Genomic DNA, 14,564 nt, shown 5'->3' with positions numbered 1-14,564 from the left:
GCCGCGGTGTTCACCGCCTCGGGGTGTTTGCCCCGAGACGGTGACTTCGCTTGAGGCTTAGAACCAGACTTCGACTTGTGCGCCGAAGCTTGTGCCACTCGTCTTCCCGTCGCCGATGCCGGTCACGCCACCAGAACCCGCTGCGGCGTTGGCGGCCTGGTTCCACTTGGCCGAGGTCACGTACAGGCGCAGCTCAGGGCGGTTGAAGAAGCCCGGGCCGGTCGACAGCGCCGGGCCCACGGTCAGCTTGCTCAGCTTCTGCGTCGCCGAGCCGTCAGGCTTCTTCTGCGAGTAGGCCGCCTCGGCCAGCAGCTTCAGGTGCTTGCTCATGGCATACGACACGCGGCCGCCGACGGTGGCCGAGTCGGTCTTCGCGCCGCCTTCCGCCTTGTCCTGCTGGAACATCGCCTGCGCCTGGCCGCCGAAGGGGCCCGCCTGCCAGTTGAAGCTTTCCACGATGCGCATGCCGCGCGCTGCCGACGGTGCGTTCAGGTCGCCGAAGTTGCCGTCGAGACCGGCCGAACCTTGCGCGTATTGCAGCCACAGGTTGTTGGTGGCGGTGGCGCCGATGGCCTGCGTGTGTTGCAGGCTCAGGCCGAAGCCATTGGTGCCCGCGGCTTCAGCGGCGACGGCGGGGCGCGAAGGCGTTTCCGGCGTGGTGGGTGTGCCCGGATCGAACGGCACGAAGGGCGATGCCGGCGTGGCGCTGAAATGGCCCTTGGTGAAGGTGCCGACGGCCGTCAGCTTGCCGCCCGGGTTCACGTCCAGGCCGGCCAGCGTCAGGTTCAGGCGCGAGCCGGGGCGGTTGTCGTTGTCGGTGCGGAAGAAGGCGAAGTTGAGCTTGCCCCCGGCGATGTCGACGATGCCGTCGGCACCTGCGCCCACGCCGGACAGGTTGGTGTAGAAGGTGTCGACGATGTGCACGTCGGCGCGCTGGTAGAAGCGCTTGCCGATCCAGAAGCTGGTGTTGGGGGCGATGTCGAAGCCCTTGCCTTCCACGTACATCTGGTTGATGCCGACCTTCTCGTCTTCGGTGTCGGTGCCACCGTTGTAGAGGTTGGTCATCAGGTGGGCCTTGTATTCCACCTCGTCCACCTTGCCGGTGTGGCTCAGCAGGAATTCACCGTAGAAGTCGCACTCGTTGCCGAGGCGGTACTTGAGGCCGGGGCCGTTCAGGCCGTAGCAGGCGCGCGAAGCGTCTTTCTTGGTGGCGCCAGGGCCGGCGCGGAAATAACCGCCGAAATCGACGGCGTGGGCCGAGCCGGCAGCAAGGGTCGTGGCCAGGGCGGCGGCCAGCGCCAGCGCGGTGGGCGCAAGGGGACGGAGGGCTGTCATTTGGAATGTCTCCAGGTGGTGGTTTTGGGAAAAGAGCGAAGCCATTGGTCGTGGGCTGGCGGGCCCTGGCTCCGGCGCGCATTGTTTTCAGAAACATTAACAAGATTAATTTGGTGTTAACCATGAGTTGCTGGAAAAGCACACCGTTTCCGGCGTTCGGGTGCTTCGCACGAGGCAAAAACCAAGGGTAAGCCCGAGGTTCAAGCAGTTAATTAAACGTTAATGTTTGGCCCCGATCGCCTTCGAGTGCTGCAGCCCCGACCCGATCTCCCCCGACACAACACACGACGGAGACTTGCGAATGACCCCCACCCGCTTGACCACACGCGCGCTGCACGTTGCTGCTGCCGCCACCCTGCTCTGTGCTTCTCTCTCGGCGCGCGCCGGCGAAGTGGAAGTGCTGCACTACTGGACCTCCGGCGGCGAGGCCAAGGCCGCATCGGCCCTGAAGGCCACGCTGCAGGGCAAGGGCCACAGCTGGAAGGACTTCGCGGTGGCCGGCGGCGGCGGTGACTCCGCCATGACCGTGCTCAAGTCGCGCGTGGTCTCGGGCAACGCCCCGGCTGCCGCGCAGATCAAGGGCCCCTCGATCCAGGAGTGGGGCAACGAAGGCGTGCTCGCCAACCTCGACGACGTGGCCAAGGCCAACAACTGGGACGCGCTGCTGCCCAAGGTCGTCTCCGACGTGATGAAGCACAAGGGCCACTACGTCGCCGTGCCGGTCAACGTGCACCGCGTCAACTGGCTGTGGGCCAACCCCGAGGTGCTGAAGAAGGCCAACGCCAAGATGCCGACCAACTGGGACGAGTTCTTCGTCACCGCCGAGGCGCTCAAGAAGGCCGGCGTGATCCCGGTCGCGCATGGCGGCCAGAACTGGCAGGACTTCACCACCTTCGAGTCGGTCGCACTCGGCGTGGGCGGTGCCGACTTCTACCGCAAGGCGCTCGTGCAGCTCGACGCCGGCAGCCTGAAGGGCGCCACCATGCAGAAGGTGCTCACCACCTTCCGCAAGGTGAAGGGCTACACCGACAAGAACGCCCCCGGCCGCGACTGGAACCTCGCCACCGCGATGGTCATCCGCGGCGAAGCTGGCATGCAGCTGATGGGCGACTGGGCCAAGGGCGAGTTCATCGCCGCCGGCAAGGCACCGGGCAAGGACTTCCTCTGCGCCGCTGCCCCCGGCACGGCCAACGCGTTCACCTTCAACATCGACAGCTTCGCGATGTTCAAGATCAAGAACACCGCCAACCTGCAGGCGCAGAAGGACATGGCCGCCGCCATCATGTCGCCCGAGTTCCAGGAGACCTTCAACCTGAACAAGGGCTCGATCCCGGCACGCCTGAACATGGACATGGCCAAGTTCGACGACTGCGCCAAGCTCAGCAGCAAGGACTTCGTGGCCACAGCCAAGAGCAACACGCTGGTGCCGTCGATCGCCCACGGCATGGCCGTGTCGTCTGCGGCCGAAGGCGCCATCAAGGACGTGGTCTCGCAGTTCTGGAACACCGACTCCATGACGCCCGAGCAGGCGATGGACCGTCTGGTGGCCGCGGCCAAGACCAAGTAATCGTTTGAGCGAAGAGGAGCAAGTCAGAAGCTTGTTCTTGGCGGGCTGCGTTACCGCGCAGCCCGCGCTTTTTCATCTCCCACTGGTAGTCCGATGAGTCCCGGTTTTGCCTCACGCCTGTCGCGCTGGATGCCCAAGCTGGCCGTTGCGCCCGGCTTCGCGCTGTCGTTCGCGTTCATCTACGGCCTGATCGCCTGGAACGGCGTGCTGTCGTTCTCGGCCTCGCGCCTCCTGCCCAACTACGAATGGGTGGGCCTCGCGCAGTACGTGTCGCTCTTCGAGAGCGAGCGTTGGCACGTGGCGCTCGTCAACCTCGGCATCTTCAGCGCGCTCTTCATCGGCGTGGGCCTGGCCCTCGGCCTCTTCCTCGCGATCCTGCTCGACCAGAAGATCCGCGCCGAAGGTGTGCTGCGCACCGTCTACCTCTACCCGATGGCGCTGAGCTTCATCGTCACCGGCACGGCGTGGAAGTGGATCCTGAACCCCGGCCTCGGCCTCGAGCACCTGGTGCGCGGCTGGGGCTTCGAGAGCTTCACGTTCGACTGGCTCGTCAACCCCGACATGGCGATCTACACCATCGTGATCGCCGGCGTGTGGCAGAGCGCCGGCTTCGTGATGGCGCTCTTTCTCGCCGGCCTGCGCGGCATCGATGATTCCATCCTCAAGGCCGCGCAGATCGACGGCGCCACGCTGCCGCGCATCTACTGGCGCATCGTGATCCCGAGCCTGCGGCCCGTCTTCTTCAGCACGCTGCTGGTGCTCGCGCACATCTCCATCAAGAGCTTCGACCTCGTGATGGCCCTCACCGCGGGTGGCCCTGGCTTCGCGACCGACATGCCCGCGACCTTCATGTATGCGATGAGCTTCTCGCGCGGCCAGATCGGCCTCGGTGCGGCCTCGGCCACCATCATGCTGTGCACGGTGGCGGCGATCGTCGTGCCGTATCTGTATTCCGAGCTGCGGGGGGCGCGTCGATGAAGCCCGCCACCCTCCACCGCATCGCCATCTGGTCGGTGCTGCTGCTCTTCGCGGCCTTCTTCCTGGTGCCGCTCTACGTGATGGTCGCCACGTCGCTGAAGGACATGGCCCAGGTGCGCGGCGGCAGCCTCCTCGACCTGCCGAACGGCCTCGACTTCAGCGCCTGGCGCAAGGCCTGGTCCGAAGCCTGCACCGGCACCGACTGCGGCGGCCTGAAGCCTTTCTTCTTCAACTCGATCCTGATGGTCGTGCCGGCGGTGCTCATCTCGACCGCGCTCGGTGCGGTCAACGGCTACGTGTTCGCCAAGTGGCGCTTCAAGGGCAGCGAGCTGATGTTCGGGTTGATGCTCTTCGGTGCGTTCATGCCGCTGCAGGTGGTGCTGCTGCCGATGTCGCAGGTGCTCGGCTGGTTCAACCTCGCCGACTCGATCTGGGGCCTCGTCATCGTGCACGTGCTGGTGGGTCTCGCGACCACCACGCTCTTCTTCCGCAACTACTACGTGGCGCTGCCCGACGAGCTGATCCGCGCGGCCATGCTCGACGGCGCGGGCTTCTGGCGCATCTTCTGGCGCATCGTGCTGCCGCTGTCGACGCCCATCCTCGTCGTCACGCTGATCTGGCAGTTCACCGCCATCTGGAACGACTTCCTCTTCGGCGTGGTGTTCTCCGCGGGCGATGCCAAGCCGGTGACGGTGGGCCTCAACAACATGGCCAACACCAGCAGCAGCGTCAAGGAATACAACGTGGACATGGCCGCCGCCATGATCGCCGCGCTGCCGACGCTCGCCATCTACGTGTTGGCAGGCAAGTACTTCGTGCGGGGCCTCACGGCTGGCGCAGTCAAGGGTTAATGAACTGACATGGGTGCACTTTCCATCAAGCAGGTCCGCAAGAGCTACGGGCCGGTCGACATCCTCAAAGGCATCGACCTCGAAATCGACGAGGGCGAATTCCTCATCCTCGTCGGGCCTTCGGGTTGCGGCAAATCGACGCTGCTCTCGATCATCGCGGGCCTGGACACGGCCACCTCCGGCAACATCCAGATCGCCGGGCGCGACGTGACGCACCAGCTGCCGCGCGACCGCGACATCGCGATGGTGTTCCAGAGCTACGCGCTCTACCCCAACATGAACGTGGCGCAGAACATCAGCTTCGCGCTCGAGATGCGCAAGGTCGGCAAGGCCGAGCGCGAAGCCGCCGTGGCGCGTGTCGCCAAGATGCTGCAGATCGAGCACCTGCTCGACCGCAAGCCCGCGCAGCTCTCCGGCGGCCAGCGCCAGCGCGTGGCGATGGGGCGTGCGCTTGCGCGCAACCCCAAGCTCTTCCTCTTCGACGAGCCGCTCTCCAACCTCGACGCCAAGCTGCGCGTGGAGATGCGCGCCGAGATCAAGCTCCTGCACCAGCGCACACGCACGACCACCGTCTACGTCACGCACGACCAGGTCGAAGCCATGACGCTCGGCGACCGCATCGCGGTGATGAAGGACGGCACCGTGCAGCAGTTCGGCACACCCGACGACATCTACAGCCGGCCCGCGACGAAGTTCGTCGCCGAGTTCATCGGCTCGCCCGCAATGAACATGGTGAACGCCGGGGTGGCGGCCGAGGGCCTGAGCGTGAACGGCCAGGCCATCGCGCTCACGCCCGAGCAGCAGCAGGCGCTGCGGGCCGCGGCACCGAAGAGCGGCTGCGTGCTCGGCGTGCGGCCCGAGTGCGTGCGGCTTGCCGACGCGGGGCTCGCCGGACGGCTGACGCTGCTGGAGCCCACCGGCCCCGACACCTACGCCTTTGTCGACACCGCCATCGGCCCGCTGGTGCTGCGGACCGGCGGGCGGGTGCCGCAGCGGGTGGGCGACGCGGTCCACATCGCGTGGGACGCGCAGGACCTGCACGTGTTCGACGCCGCCACCGACCGACGGCTCGGCTGACCCTCCTCAGCACGCGGTTTCTTCCTACGAACGCCTCTCGCCGGCGCCGATGCCGGCGCGGTGGGCGGCCGTTCACACTGCGGCGCAATCGATCGGCGCACGGTGCGCCGACGCCGCACAGAGGAGGGACGCCATGCCCGCCATACGCGAGGACGATGCCCAGGGCTTCCTGCGCCTGCTGCACGAGGCCGAGGGGCACGGCGTGATCTTTGCCGACGCCGAAGGCTTCATCACCGGCTGGAGCCCGGGCGCCACGCACATCACCGCGCTGCAGCCCGACGACGTGATCGGCCGCCCCTTCAGCAGCGTCTTCACCCCGGAAGACCGCGATGGCGGCATGCCCCAGCACGAGCTGAACGCCGCCCGCGCGATGGGCTGCTCGCAAGACGAGCGCTGGCACCCGCGCCGCGACGGCTCGCGCTTCTGGGCCAGTGGCCTCACCTATGCGCGGCACGATGACGAAGGACGCCTCGTCGGCTTCATCAAGATCTTCCGCGACGCGACCCACCTGCGCACGCGCATGAAGTACCTCGAGAACGTGCTGGAGGAGCGCAATGGCGAGCAGGCCGAGCGCAACACCTTCATCGCCGCCGTCGCCCACGAGTTGCGCGGCCCGCTGGCCCCCATTCGCAACGTGCTCGAGATCCTGCAGGCGCCGGGCGAGCTCGCGCCCCGCCACGAGGGCTTGCTGAAAATCCTCGACCGCCAGGTCGACTTCCTCACGCGCCTGGTCGAAGACCTGGTCGACCTCACCCGCGCCCGTGTGGGCAAGCTCAGCGTGCAGTACCAGCGGGTGGTGTTGCAGTCGCTCATCCAGGAGGTCGTGGCGGATGCGCGCCCCAAGGCCGAGGCCGCGGGCGTGTCGCTGAGCGCGGTGCTGCCCGAGCAGCCGCTGGAGGCCGAGGTCGATGCGGGCCGCATGCAGCAGGTCTTCGGCAACCTGGTGGCCAACGCGCTCAAGTTCACGCCGGCCGGCGGGCGGGTGTGGGTCACGGCCAGCGCCGACCAGACCCACTTCGTGGTGACGGTGAAAGACACCGGACGGGGCATCGCGAAGAACCTGCTGCCCACCATCTTCGATGTCTTCACGCAGGCCGATGGCGCGAGTTCGGCGCGTGGCGCGGGCCTGGGCATCGGCCTGTCGGTCGTGAAGGAGATCGTCAACCTGCACCGCGGCACGGTGGAAGTGCGCAGCGAAGGCGAGGGCAAGGGGGCGGAGTTCTCGCTGCGCATTCCCCTCACCGACGGCACGACCTCGGCCAGGGCCGAGGTGGCGGGCGAGCCTCCGCGCTGATGCAGCGAGGCTGGCCTCACGGCCTCAGGATCTTCTCCATCGGCCGGCCCTTGGCCAGCTCGTCCACCAGTTTGTCGAGGTAGCGGATCTTCTGCATCAGCGGGTCGTCGATGGTTTCCACCCGCACGCCGCAGACGACGCCCTGGATGAGCGCACGGTTCGGGTGGAGCGCGGGGGCCTCGTCGAAGAACGACCGGAAGTCGGTGCCGCGTTCGATCTGCCGCTTCAGGCCCGCGGCGTCGTAGCCGGTGAGCCAGCAGATGACCTGGTCGACTTCCGCCTCCGTGCGGCCCTTGCGCTCGGCCTTCTGCACGTAGAGCGCGTAGACCTTCGCAAACGCCATCGAGAAGATTCGGTCGTTGGCCATCGTCGGGTCTCCAGCGTGTGTTGGGGCAGCTGCGGATTCCAACACGGGCCGGCATTCGCTCGGCCGGCCCCATCGAAGCGGTGGGGTCAAGGCCTGATCGCGAGTTGTCGCACCAGCGCCTGCCAGGCGGGTGTGTGGGGGTCGGCCGCGAGACGCTCCCCGAGGGCGCCGGCCTTCAGCGCGGCGCACGGTCCTTGCGACGGCGGCGCGGGCGGCGTGTCGTGCAGGCAGGTCAGCAGTGCCATCGTCTGCCAGCGGTCGGGTCGCGAGAGGACACGCGCATCGCTGCGGCTGAGCGCTGCGTCGTCGCGCAGCGTCACCTGCGCCGGCATCATCCAGTGCGTGCCCAGCCCACCGCGCGAGCGCAGCAGCACCGGCATCGGCAGGTAGCTCACGGCGAGCCGGCCCGGGCCCAGCGCGTCGTAGGCGCGCGCGGTGCCGTCGGCCAGCTCCAGCATCAGCTGGCCCGAGAACTTGGCCGAGGCGCCCAGCATGGCGCCCACGCCGCGGTCGGGCTGGTAGTCGAACGACAGCGCCGAAGCGTCCACGACGAGCACTTGCAGGTCGGGCATTGCGTTGTGGCATGACGGTGGGTCGGCGCAATCGTCGACCAGGCTGCGCAGGGCATACAGCAGTGAGACGACACCGCGGTTCTCGGCCGCGCCGCCGTCGGTGACCCAGTAGCGGCGCACTGCACCGGCGTGCTCCACGTCGACCCCCGCGTTGGGGAACACCGGCGGGAAGTTCGCCGCCAGCGCGGCAGCGGCCGTCAGCCTGGTGCCTTCACCGCCCACCAGCAGGTAAGGCAGGCGCTCGTCGGGCGCGCAGGCCATGGCACGACGCGCGACCGGGAAGGCGCCGAGGTTGCGCAGGTTGGTGAAGGCCACGATGCCGCCGGAGGCGCTGCTGCGCCACGGCTCGGTGGCCCGTGACGATGCCGATGCCGGCGCACCCGGCGCCTGGCCGGCGGGGCAGGGCGCGAGCGCGTCGTCGGGCGTTGCCGGATGGCCGGCGAGCGTTGCGTTGAGGATGAGCCCGAGGTCGCGGATGCCGCTGAGGGCCGTGGGCGCGGGAGCGTGCGCGTCCAGCCCCCGCGCCAGGCTCTCCTGCAGCAGGTGCCCGGTGGTCTTGGCGCCCAGCACCTGCAGCTCCGCCACGCCGCGCAGCACGTCGTCGATGTAGGGCCGGGCCATCACCTCGATGAAGCGGCACCAGGGGTCTTCGCCTGCCTCGGGCTCCGGTTGCGCCGCCAGCCGCTCCAGCTCGGCCGGGCCGCAGGGCCGTGGCGTTGCGGCCACGAGCTCCGCCTGGTGGATCGCGAAGTAGGTCAGGGCGGCGCCACCGCCGGAGACTCCGCTGATCAGCACGACATCGCCGGCACGGCCGAGCTGCGCCAGGCCACGCAGCACCGAAGCGGCGTACAGCGCGGCGCGCGTGCCGCCCCCCGACACCGCGAGCGCGATCTTCGGGCGGCGGGCCGCGTTGCCGGTGACCACGAGCGTGCGCAGGTCCACCGGCTGCATCGCCAGGGCCTGGCCCACCAGCGCCTGCCCCTGCGCACCGGGTCGTTGCAGCTGCTTGCCCACGCGGTGCAGGCCGAAGGCCACGCCGAGCGCGAGCGCCAGCAGGCCGATGTTGAGCAGGTTGAAGTAGAGCTTGCAGCGCTTGTCCACCTCGGCCACGGCCATGTGGGTGCGGTAGGTCTCGTCGGGATCGTTGGCGCGCAAGGCGGTGTCGGCCAGGCGCTGGAAGAGGTCGTCGCGTTCGTACGGTTGCCATTGGCCGCACACGGTCTGGGAGTCGGGGTCGAGGTAGGCCCCGGTGACCACGAAGCGCCCGCCGGCAAACACCTCGATCGCGCGCCCCTCGGCCCGCACCCGGCTCGCCACCGCCTCCCGGTGCACGCGGTACGGCACCCATGCGCGGCGCTCGCCGGCCGGCACGGTGTCGTCGAGCAGCGGCAGCAGCCGCTCGGTGAGCGCCCGGTTGATCCAGTACTCGTACAGCCAGAACGCGCTGTAGGCCGCCACGATGTAGAGCGAGACCACCCGCGCCGAGGCGGTGTCGAGCAGCGTGCTCACGTAGTCGACGCCGGCCAGGCGCAAGAGGGCCAGGCCGATGATGGTGACCGACACCACGCCCTGGCCGCCGATGAGGAACATCTGCTTCACCACACGCACCGCCAGGTTCAGCCGGTCGTACATGCCCGCGAAGGTGAGGATGAGCCACGAGATGGCGAGCCACAGCGCCGCATACGCCGGCTGGGCGTAGTGCCGCGGCACGAGCACCACCGGCAGCGCCGGCAACAGCAGCAGGTGCAGCGGGTTGTACAGCGGTGCATTGACGAGCCCGTGCAGGAAGCGGCGCAACGAGGGCTCGGGCCGCCGCGGAGTGTCGAAGAGCTCGGTCCAGGCCAGCAGCCCGGCGAGCCGCGCTGCATGCTCGGCGCCCAGGCCCTTCAGCACCCAGTTCGCAAGCGGGAAGGCGAGCGCCGCCACCAGCAGCAGCACGAGCAGGATGGGCGCGAAGACATGCCGGTACGGCGCCGCGTCGGCTTCGAGCGACGCCGGCCCCGACTGCCACCACAGCAGCCCGCTCAGCACCGCCAGCACCAGCCATTGCAGGCCCAGCAGCCCCTGGCCCTGCGACCTGCGGCCCGGCCACAGCCGCACGCAGGCGAGGTAGGCCAAAAGGCCCGCCGCCGCGGCGGCCGCCACCGGCAGGCCGCGCCAGCGCGGCGTTGGGCCGAGCATCGTGAAGAGGATCGCCGGCAGCATGCACAACCAGGGCACGAGCGAATGCCCCTGCGCGAAGAGACGCTGCCAACGGCCATGGAAGCTGCGCCCGGCGATGCGATCGAGGTGGCGCGTCAGGCGGTCGATCGCCGACGGCAGGCCCACGCTCAGGATGGCGAGCAGTCGCCCGTGCGCCGGCTTCGGGCCGCGCTTGACCCAGAGGTCTTCCCAGACCCGCTCCAGCGTGGCGCGGCGGTGGCAATCGCAGTCGAAGTCGGGTGGGGTGTCGGTTCGGTGCATGTGCCGCTTGTGGCAGATGCACCCACCCGCGACCTTGCGAAAACGCAAGGTCGCTCGACGCGCACGCTCAGCCCTTGAGCGCGGCCTCGATGGTGGCGATGTCGATCTTCTTCATCGTCATCATCGCGTCGAAGGCCCGCTTCGCGGCCTTGGGGTCGGGGTGGGCGATGGCTTCCATCAGCACGCGCGGCGTGATCTGCCATGAGACGCCCCATTTGTCCTTGCACCAGCCGCAGGCGCTTTCCTCGCCGCCGTTGTCGACGATGGCGTGCCACAGGCGGTCGGTCTCGGCCTGGTCTTCGGTGCTCACCTGGAACGAGAAGGCTTCGGTCTGCTTGAAGGCCGGGCCGCCGTTGAGGCCCAGGCAGGGAACGCCCATCACGGTGAACTCGACGGTGAGCTCGTCGCCCTGCTTGCCGTCGGGGAAGTCGCCCGGGGCGCGGTGCACCGCGCCCACGCGGGTGTCGGGGAAGGTCTTGGCGTAGAAGGTCGCGGCCTCCAGGGCGTTGCGTTCGTACCAGAGGCAGATCGTGTTCTTGGCGGGCATGTCATCTCCTTCGTGATGGAGGGGTGGTGGAGCGTGGCAACGTGCGTGCCGCAGCGGGCAGCAGCGAGGCCACGTACTGGCGCAGGTGCGCGATGGCGCGTCGGGCGGCCGCGGCGTCGTCCTGCGCCTTGGCGAGGATGAAAGCGCCCTGGATGGCCGCCTGCGCGAAGAGCGCCACGTCGAGTGGTACCCACTTCGCCTTCGGCGCATGAAGGCGCTTGGCCTCGATCAGGTCAGCCTCGACGGTGCGGGCATGGAAGAGGATGGCGCGGTTGCACGCGTCGCGGATGTCGGGGTGCGTGGCGTAGGTCTCCTGCACCATCGTGCCGAGCAGGCAGGTGAAGTCGGGCAGCTCGCCCTCGATCAGCGCGGCGCGGAAGTCGATGTAGGCGAGCACACGGTCGCGCGGGTCGGCCTTCTGGTGGAAGGGCGCGGCCTCGAAGAGATTGCCGGTCAGGCCCGTCCAGTGCTCGGTGGCGGCAATGGCCAGGTCGTCCTTGCCCTTGAAGTGGTGGAAGAAGCTGCCCTTGGTGACGCCCGCCTCGCGGCAGATGTCATCGACCGAGCTGCCCGCATAGCCCTGCGCGCGGATCACATGCAGTGCCGCGTCGAGCAGCTTTCGCCGGGGGCCGGTGGCCAGTTCGATCATGCGCCGCGTTCCATGCCGTGAAGGTCCATACCGATTGGTATGGCACGGTACATACCAATCGGTATGGCGTCAAGCGGCCGCGCCCGCGGCGCCCTGCTCAGGGCGTGGTCTTCTTCAGCATCGCGCCCATCTGCTGGTGAATCAGGTTGATCGCCTTGAGCGGGCGGATCATCACCTTGAACTCGACGATGCGGCCGTCGTCGTCCCACTTGATCATGTCGACGCCGTTGACCGCGATGCCGTCGATCTCGACCTGGAACTCGAGCACCGCGTCGCGCGGGCCGGCGATCTCGCGCACGTAGCGGAAGGTCTCGTTGAAGAAGACGTGGAAGGCCGCCGCGAGGTACTGCGTGGTGATCGCCTTGCCGAGCTGCGGGGTGTGGACCACGGGCGAGTGGAAGACCACGCCATCGGCGAGCAAGGCGTCGAGCCCCTTCACGTTGCGGGTCGAGACCAGGTCGTGCCAGGTGGCGAGAGTGGCGATCGTCATGGGTGTGCTCCGTGCCCTGCGGAAGCAAGGCGCCCGGCCACTATAGGCGCGCCGGTCACGCCACCTTCTGCAACCAGCGGCCGAGCATCGCGCCGAGTTTCTCGATCGTGCAGGGCTTGGTGAGGTAGTCGTCCATGCCGGCCTGCTGGCACTGCGCCGCGTTGCTCGACAGCACGTTGGCCGTGAGCGCGACGATGGGCACGCGCGGGCGCCCGCTCGCTTCTTCCTCGGCACGCCAGGCGGCCGATGCCGCGTAGCCCGACATGCCGGGCAGCATGCAGTCCATCAGCACCAGGTCGTAGTGGCGGCTGCGCAGGCGCTGCAGCCCTTCCTTGCCGTCGATGGCGATGTCGCACGAGCAGCCCAGGCGGGCGAGCTGGGCCTCGGCGATCATGGCGTTCACCGGGTCGTCTTCGACGACGAGGATGTGGCAGCCCTCGTGTTCGGCCCCTTGCGTCTCGGTGAGCGGCGTCGCGCCGCTGTTGGCGAAACGCTCATGCACCTGCTGCCCGATCGGCTGCGGGTGCACCGCGCCTTCGGCGGCCACCTGGAGCGGCAGCTCGAACCAGAAGGTGCTGCCCTGCCCGGGCGTGCTGACGAAGTCGATGGTGCCACCCATCAGCTGCACGAGCCGCTGCGAGATCGCCAACCCGAGCCCGGTGCCACCGAACTTGCGGGCCACCGACCCGTCGGCCTGGGTGAAGGGCTGGAAGAGCGTCTCGCGCGCTTCCGCCGCCACGCCGCTGCCGGTGTCTTCCACCTGGAAGCGCACGAGCACGCGGTCGGTGCCCACCCGCCCGCGCTGGCTGACCGACAGGTGCACATGGCCGCGGTCGGTGAACTTGATCGCGTTGCTGGTGAGGTTGACGAGCACCTGCCGCACGCGGTTCAGGTCGCCTTCCACGGCCGCGGCCACGCCGGTCGAGGGCAAGGCGTCGAGCGCCAGGCCCTTCTTCGAGGCATAGCCCATGAAGAGGTCGCGCACCTCGTGCAGCACCTCTGCGGGCGAGAAGGCGCTCGGGAAGAAACGCAGCTCGTCGGCCTCGATCTTCGAGAGGTCGAGGATGTCGTTGATGATGCCGAGCAGGTTGTGCCCCGACGACATCAGCGTGCGCGTGAGCTGCGCCTGGTGCGGGGTGAGCGGAGTCCGCGCGAGCAGGTCGGCCGTGCCGAGGATGCCGTGCATCGGCGTGCGGATCTCGTGGCTCATGGTCGCAAGGAATTCGCTCTTCGCCTTGTTGGCGCTCTCGGCCTGCACCCGCAGGCGCTGGTTTTCCACCATGTGCTGCTCGCGCCGCTGCAAGGAGTGCGACAGCGACCGGAAGACTGCCGCCAGGCACACCGCCACGAGGCCCACCAGCAGGCCGATCATGATGCTCTGCGTTTGCCACTCGCCGAGGAAGACGTCGTTGTCGACCACCACCGCCGCCACCACCGGGTGCCCCTCGGCCCAGTCGAAGCTGGCGAGGCTGCGCCACGGCGCGTGGGGGTCGGCGTCCCACGGCGTGGCCACCGGGTAGTCGGGGGTGCCGGGCAGGGGCAGGCGGTCGCTGCCGAGCTGGCGGTAGTGGCCTTCGGGGCGCAGGCGGTGGCCCAGCAGGCCGTCTTCGGCCGGCGCGCGCACCAGCACCACCCCGTCGTCGCGCAGCAGCGTCACCGTCACCGGGTGGCCCTGGCTCGTGGAGGACCCGAAGGCGCGCTGCCCGCGCACCTGGTCGTAGAAGCGCGAGAAGTAGCGACTGGCCAGCCCCACCAGCACCACGCCGAGGAAGTCGCCCGAGCGGCTCTCGAGACGCCGCGCGAGGTAGAAGGTCCAGTCGCCGCGCGCGCGGTTCTGCACCGGCGCCGCGATGAAGGCTTTGCTGTAACCGGCGCGCGCCACCTGGAAGGCCTCGCGGTCACGGATCTGGATCGCCGGCGCCGGGAACTGCCGCGAAAACGCGACCAGCTCCCCCTCGGCATCGAAGATCGAGATCACGTCGAGGCCCGACAGGCTTTCGGTGCGGGCGCGCAGCCGCTCGTGCGTCGGGCGGTCGCCGAGCGCGCTGCGCAGGTCGGCCGCGTCGCGCGGCGCGCTGGCGGCGATCTCGGTGGCCAGGGTGTCGAGCACGTAGCGGGCGGCGTCGAGCGCCTGCGAGGCATGGGCCGAGATGGCCACGGCCCGGTTGTCGACATGTTGCTGCGCCGAAAGTTCGGCCGCCTGCCGCAGCCGCCAGATCGACAGCCCGCCCGCCAGCAGCACGCCCGCCACGAGCAGCACACCGAGCGCAGCGGTGGCGCGGCTCGTCGCGTCGATGCCGCGAAAGACGAGCAGGACGGATCGGCGGGGCATGGGCAACCTCCTGTCCGCTTCATGGCGAAGCGAACAGGGTGG

General features: G+C 68.8%; 12 protein-coding genes. 5 read left to right on the top strand and 7 right to left on the bottom strand.

Annotated elements, in window-relative coordinates; genetic code table 11:
- Positions 1–57 precede the first annotated feature (57 nt).
- The gene (locus RXV79_RS23215) at positions 58–1,335 is read right to left on the bottom strand and encodes a maltoporin (RefSeq protein WP_316700460.1); all 1,278 of its coding nucleotides are present in this window, start codon (positions 1,333–1,335) and stop codon (positions 58–60) included.
- A gap of 301 nt (positions 1,336–1,636) precedes the next feature.
- Between RXV79_RS23215 and RXV79_RS23210 the strand changes: the two genes are divergently transcribed.
- The 5 genes from RXV79_RS23210 (at position 1,637) to RXV79_RS23190 (ending at position 7,102) form a co-directional block, all read left to right on the top strand.
- On the top strand, positions 1,637–2,902 hold the full coding sequence (locus RXV79_RS23210) for an ABC transporter substrate-binding protein (protein ID WP_316700459.1): 1,266 nt from the start codon (positions 1,637–1,639) through the stop codon (positions 2,900–2,902).
- A gap of 93 nt (positions 2,903–2,995) precedes the next feature.
- Positions 2,996–3,880, top strand: a complete 885-nt coding sequence (locus RXV79_RS23205) for a carbohydrate ABC transporter permease (RefSeq protein WP_316700458.1) — start codon at positions 2,996–2,998, stop codon at positions 3,878–3,880.
- Positions 3,877–4,731 carry a carbohydrate ABC transporter permease gene (locus RXV79_RS23200; RefSeq protein WP_316700457.1) on the top strand — a complete coding sequence of 285 codons (855 nt, stop codon included), beginning with the start codon at positions 3,877–3,879 and terminating at the stop codon, positions 4,729–4,731. Before RXV79_RS23205 ends, RXV79_RS23200 begins: the two co-directional genes overlap by 4 nt.
- 9 nt (positions 4,732–4,740) lie before the next feature.
- On the top strand, positions 4,741–5,808 hold the full coding sequence (locus tag RXV79_RS23195) for an ABC transporter ATP-binding protein (protein WP_316700456.1): 1,068 nt from the start codon (positions 4,741–4,743) through the stop codon (positions 5,806–5,808).
- A 133-nt stretch (positions 5,809–5,941) separates the two neighbouring features.
- Entirely contained in the window at positions 5,942–7,102 is a 1,161-nt protein-coding gene (locus RXV79_RS23190; protein ID WP_316700455.1) for a PAS domain-containing sensor histidine kinase, read from the top strand.
- A 16-nt stretch (positions 7,103–7,118) separates the two neighbouring features.
- Here RXV79_RS23190 and RXV79_RS23185 read toward each other — a convergent pair whose 3' ends face one another.
- The 6 genes from RXV79_RS23185 to RXV79_RS23160 all read right to left on the bottom strand — a co-directional run bounded on the left by RXV79_RS23185 (position 7,119) and on the right by RXV79_RS23160 (position 14,522).
- Positions 7,119–7,469, bottom strand: coding sequence for a DUF2200 domain-containing protein (locus RXV79_RS23185; protein WP_316700454.1), 351 nt, complete (start codon positions 7,467–7,469; stop codon positions 7,119–7,121).
- A gap of 86 nt (positions 7,470–7,555) precedes the next feature.
- The gene (locus RXV79_RS23180; RefSeq protein WP_316700453.1) at positions 7,556–10,504 is read right to left on the bottom strand and encodes a hypothetical protein; all 2,949 of its coding nucleotides are present in this window, start codon (positions 10,502–10,504) and stop codon (positions 7,556–7,558) included.
- 67 nt (positions 10,505–10,571) lie between these two features.
- On the bottom strand, positions 10,572–11,051 hold the full coding sequence (locus tag RXV79_RS23175) for a VOC family protein (protein WP_316700452.1): 480 nt from the start codon (positions 11,049–11,051) through the stop codon (positions 10,572–10,574).
- A gap of 1 nt (position 11,052) precedes the next feature.
- Complete coding sequence (locus RXV79_RS23170) at positions 11,053–11,700, bottom strand: TetR/AcrR family transcriptional regulator (RefSeq protein WP_316700451.1); 648 nt, start codon at positions 11,698–11,700, stop codon at positions 11,053–11,055.
- Positions 11,701–11,797: 97 nt separating this feature from the next.
- Positions 11,798–12,190: a nuclear transport factor 2 family protein gene (locus tag RXV79_RS23165; RefSeq protein WP_316700450.1), complete on the bottom strand. Its 393-nt coding sequence runs from the start codon at positions 12,188–12,190 to the stop codon at positions 11,798–11,800.
- Between the two features lie 55 nt (positions 12,191–12,245).
- Positions 12,246–14,522: a hybrid sensor histidine kinase/response regulator gene (locus RXV79_RS23160; protein ID WP_316700449.1), complete on the bottom strand. Its 2,277-nt coding sequence runs from the start codon at positions 14,520–14,522 to the stop codon at positions 12,246–12,248.
- Positions 14,523–14,564 lie beyond the last annotated feature (42 nt).

The sequence above is a fragment of the Piscinibacter gummiphilus genome, assembly GCF_032681285.1.
Lineage (GTDB): Bacteria > Pseudomonadota > Gammaproteobacteria > Burkholderiales > Burkholderiaceae_C > Rhizobacter > Rhizobacter gummiphilus_A.
The sequence above is the reverse complement of the archived record's forward strand: the minus strand, read 5'-3'. Positions and strand labels throughout refer to the sequence as shown.

Bases quoted from the DNA above. Each gene is read 5' to 3' on its own strand.
- RXV79_RS23175 (WP_316700452.1), bottom strand. From the start codon at position 11,051: ATGCCCGCCAAGAACACGATCTGCCTCTGGTACGAACGCAACGCCCTG.
- RXV79_RS23160 (WP_316700449.1), bottom strand. From the start codon at position 14,522: ATGCCCCGCCGATCCGTCCTGCTCGTCTTTCGCGGCATCGACGCGACG.
- RXV79_RS23165 (WP_316700450.1), bottom strand. From the start codon at position 12,190: ATGACGATCGCCACTCTCGCCACCTGGCACGACCTGGTCTCGACCCGC.
- RXV79_RS23200 (WP_316700457.1), top strand. From the start codon at position 3,877: ATGAAGCCCGCCACCCTCCACCGCATCGCCATCTGGTCGGTGCTGCTG.
- RXV79_RS23215 (WP_316700460.1), bottom strand. From the start codon at position 1,335: ATGACAGCCCTCCGTCCCCTTGCGCCCACCGCGCTGGCGCTGGCCGCC.
- RXV79_RS23195 (WP_316700456.1), top strand. From the start codon at position 4,741: ATGGGTGCACTTTCCATCAAGCAGGTCCGCAAGAGCTACGGGCCGGTC.
- RXV79_RS23190 (WP_316700455.1), top strand. From the start codon at position 5,942: ATGCCCGCCATACGCGAGGACGATGCCCAGGGCTTCCTGCGCCTGCTG.
- RXV79_RS23210 (WP_316700459.1), top strand. From the start codon at position 1,637: ATGACCCCCACCCGCTTGACCACACGCGCGCTGCACGTTGCTGCTGCC.
- RXV79_RS23205 (WP_316700458.1), top strand. From the start codon at position 2,996: ATGAGTCCCGGTTTTGCCTCACGCCTGTCGCGCTGGATGCCCAAGCTG.
- RXV79_RS23185 (WP_316700454.1), bottom strand. From the start codon at position 7,469: ATGGCCAACGACCGAATCTTCTCGATGGCGTTTGCGAAGGTCTACGCG.
- RXV79_RS23170 (WP_316700451.1), bottom strand. From the start codon at position 11,700: ATGATCGAACTGGCCACCGGCCCCCGGCGAAAGCTGCTCGACGCGGCA.
- RXV79_RS23180 (WP_316700453.1), bottom strand. From the start codon at position 10,504: ATGCACCGAACCGACACCCCACCCGACTTCGACTGCGATTGCCACCGC.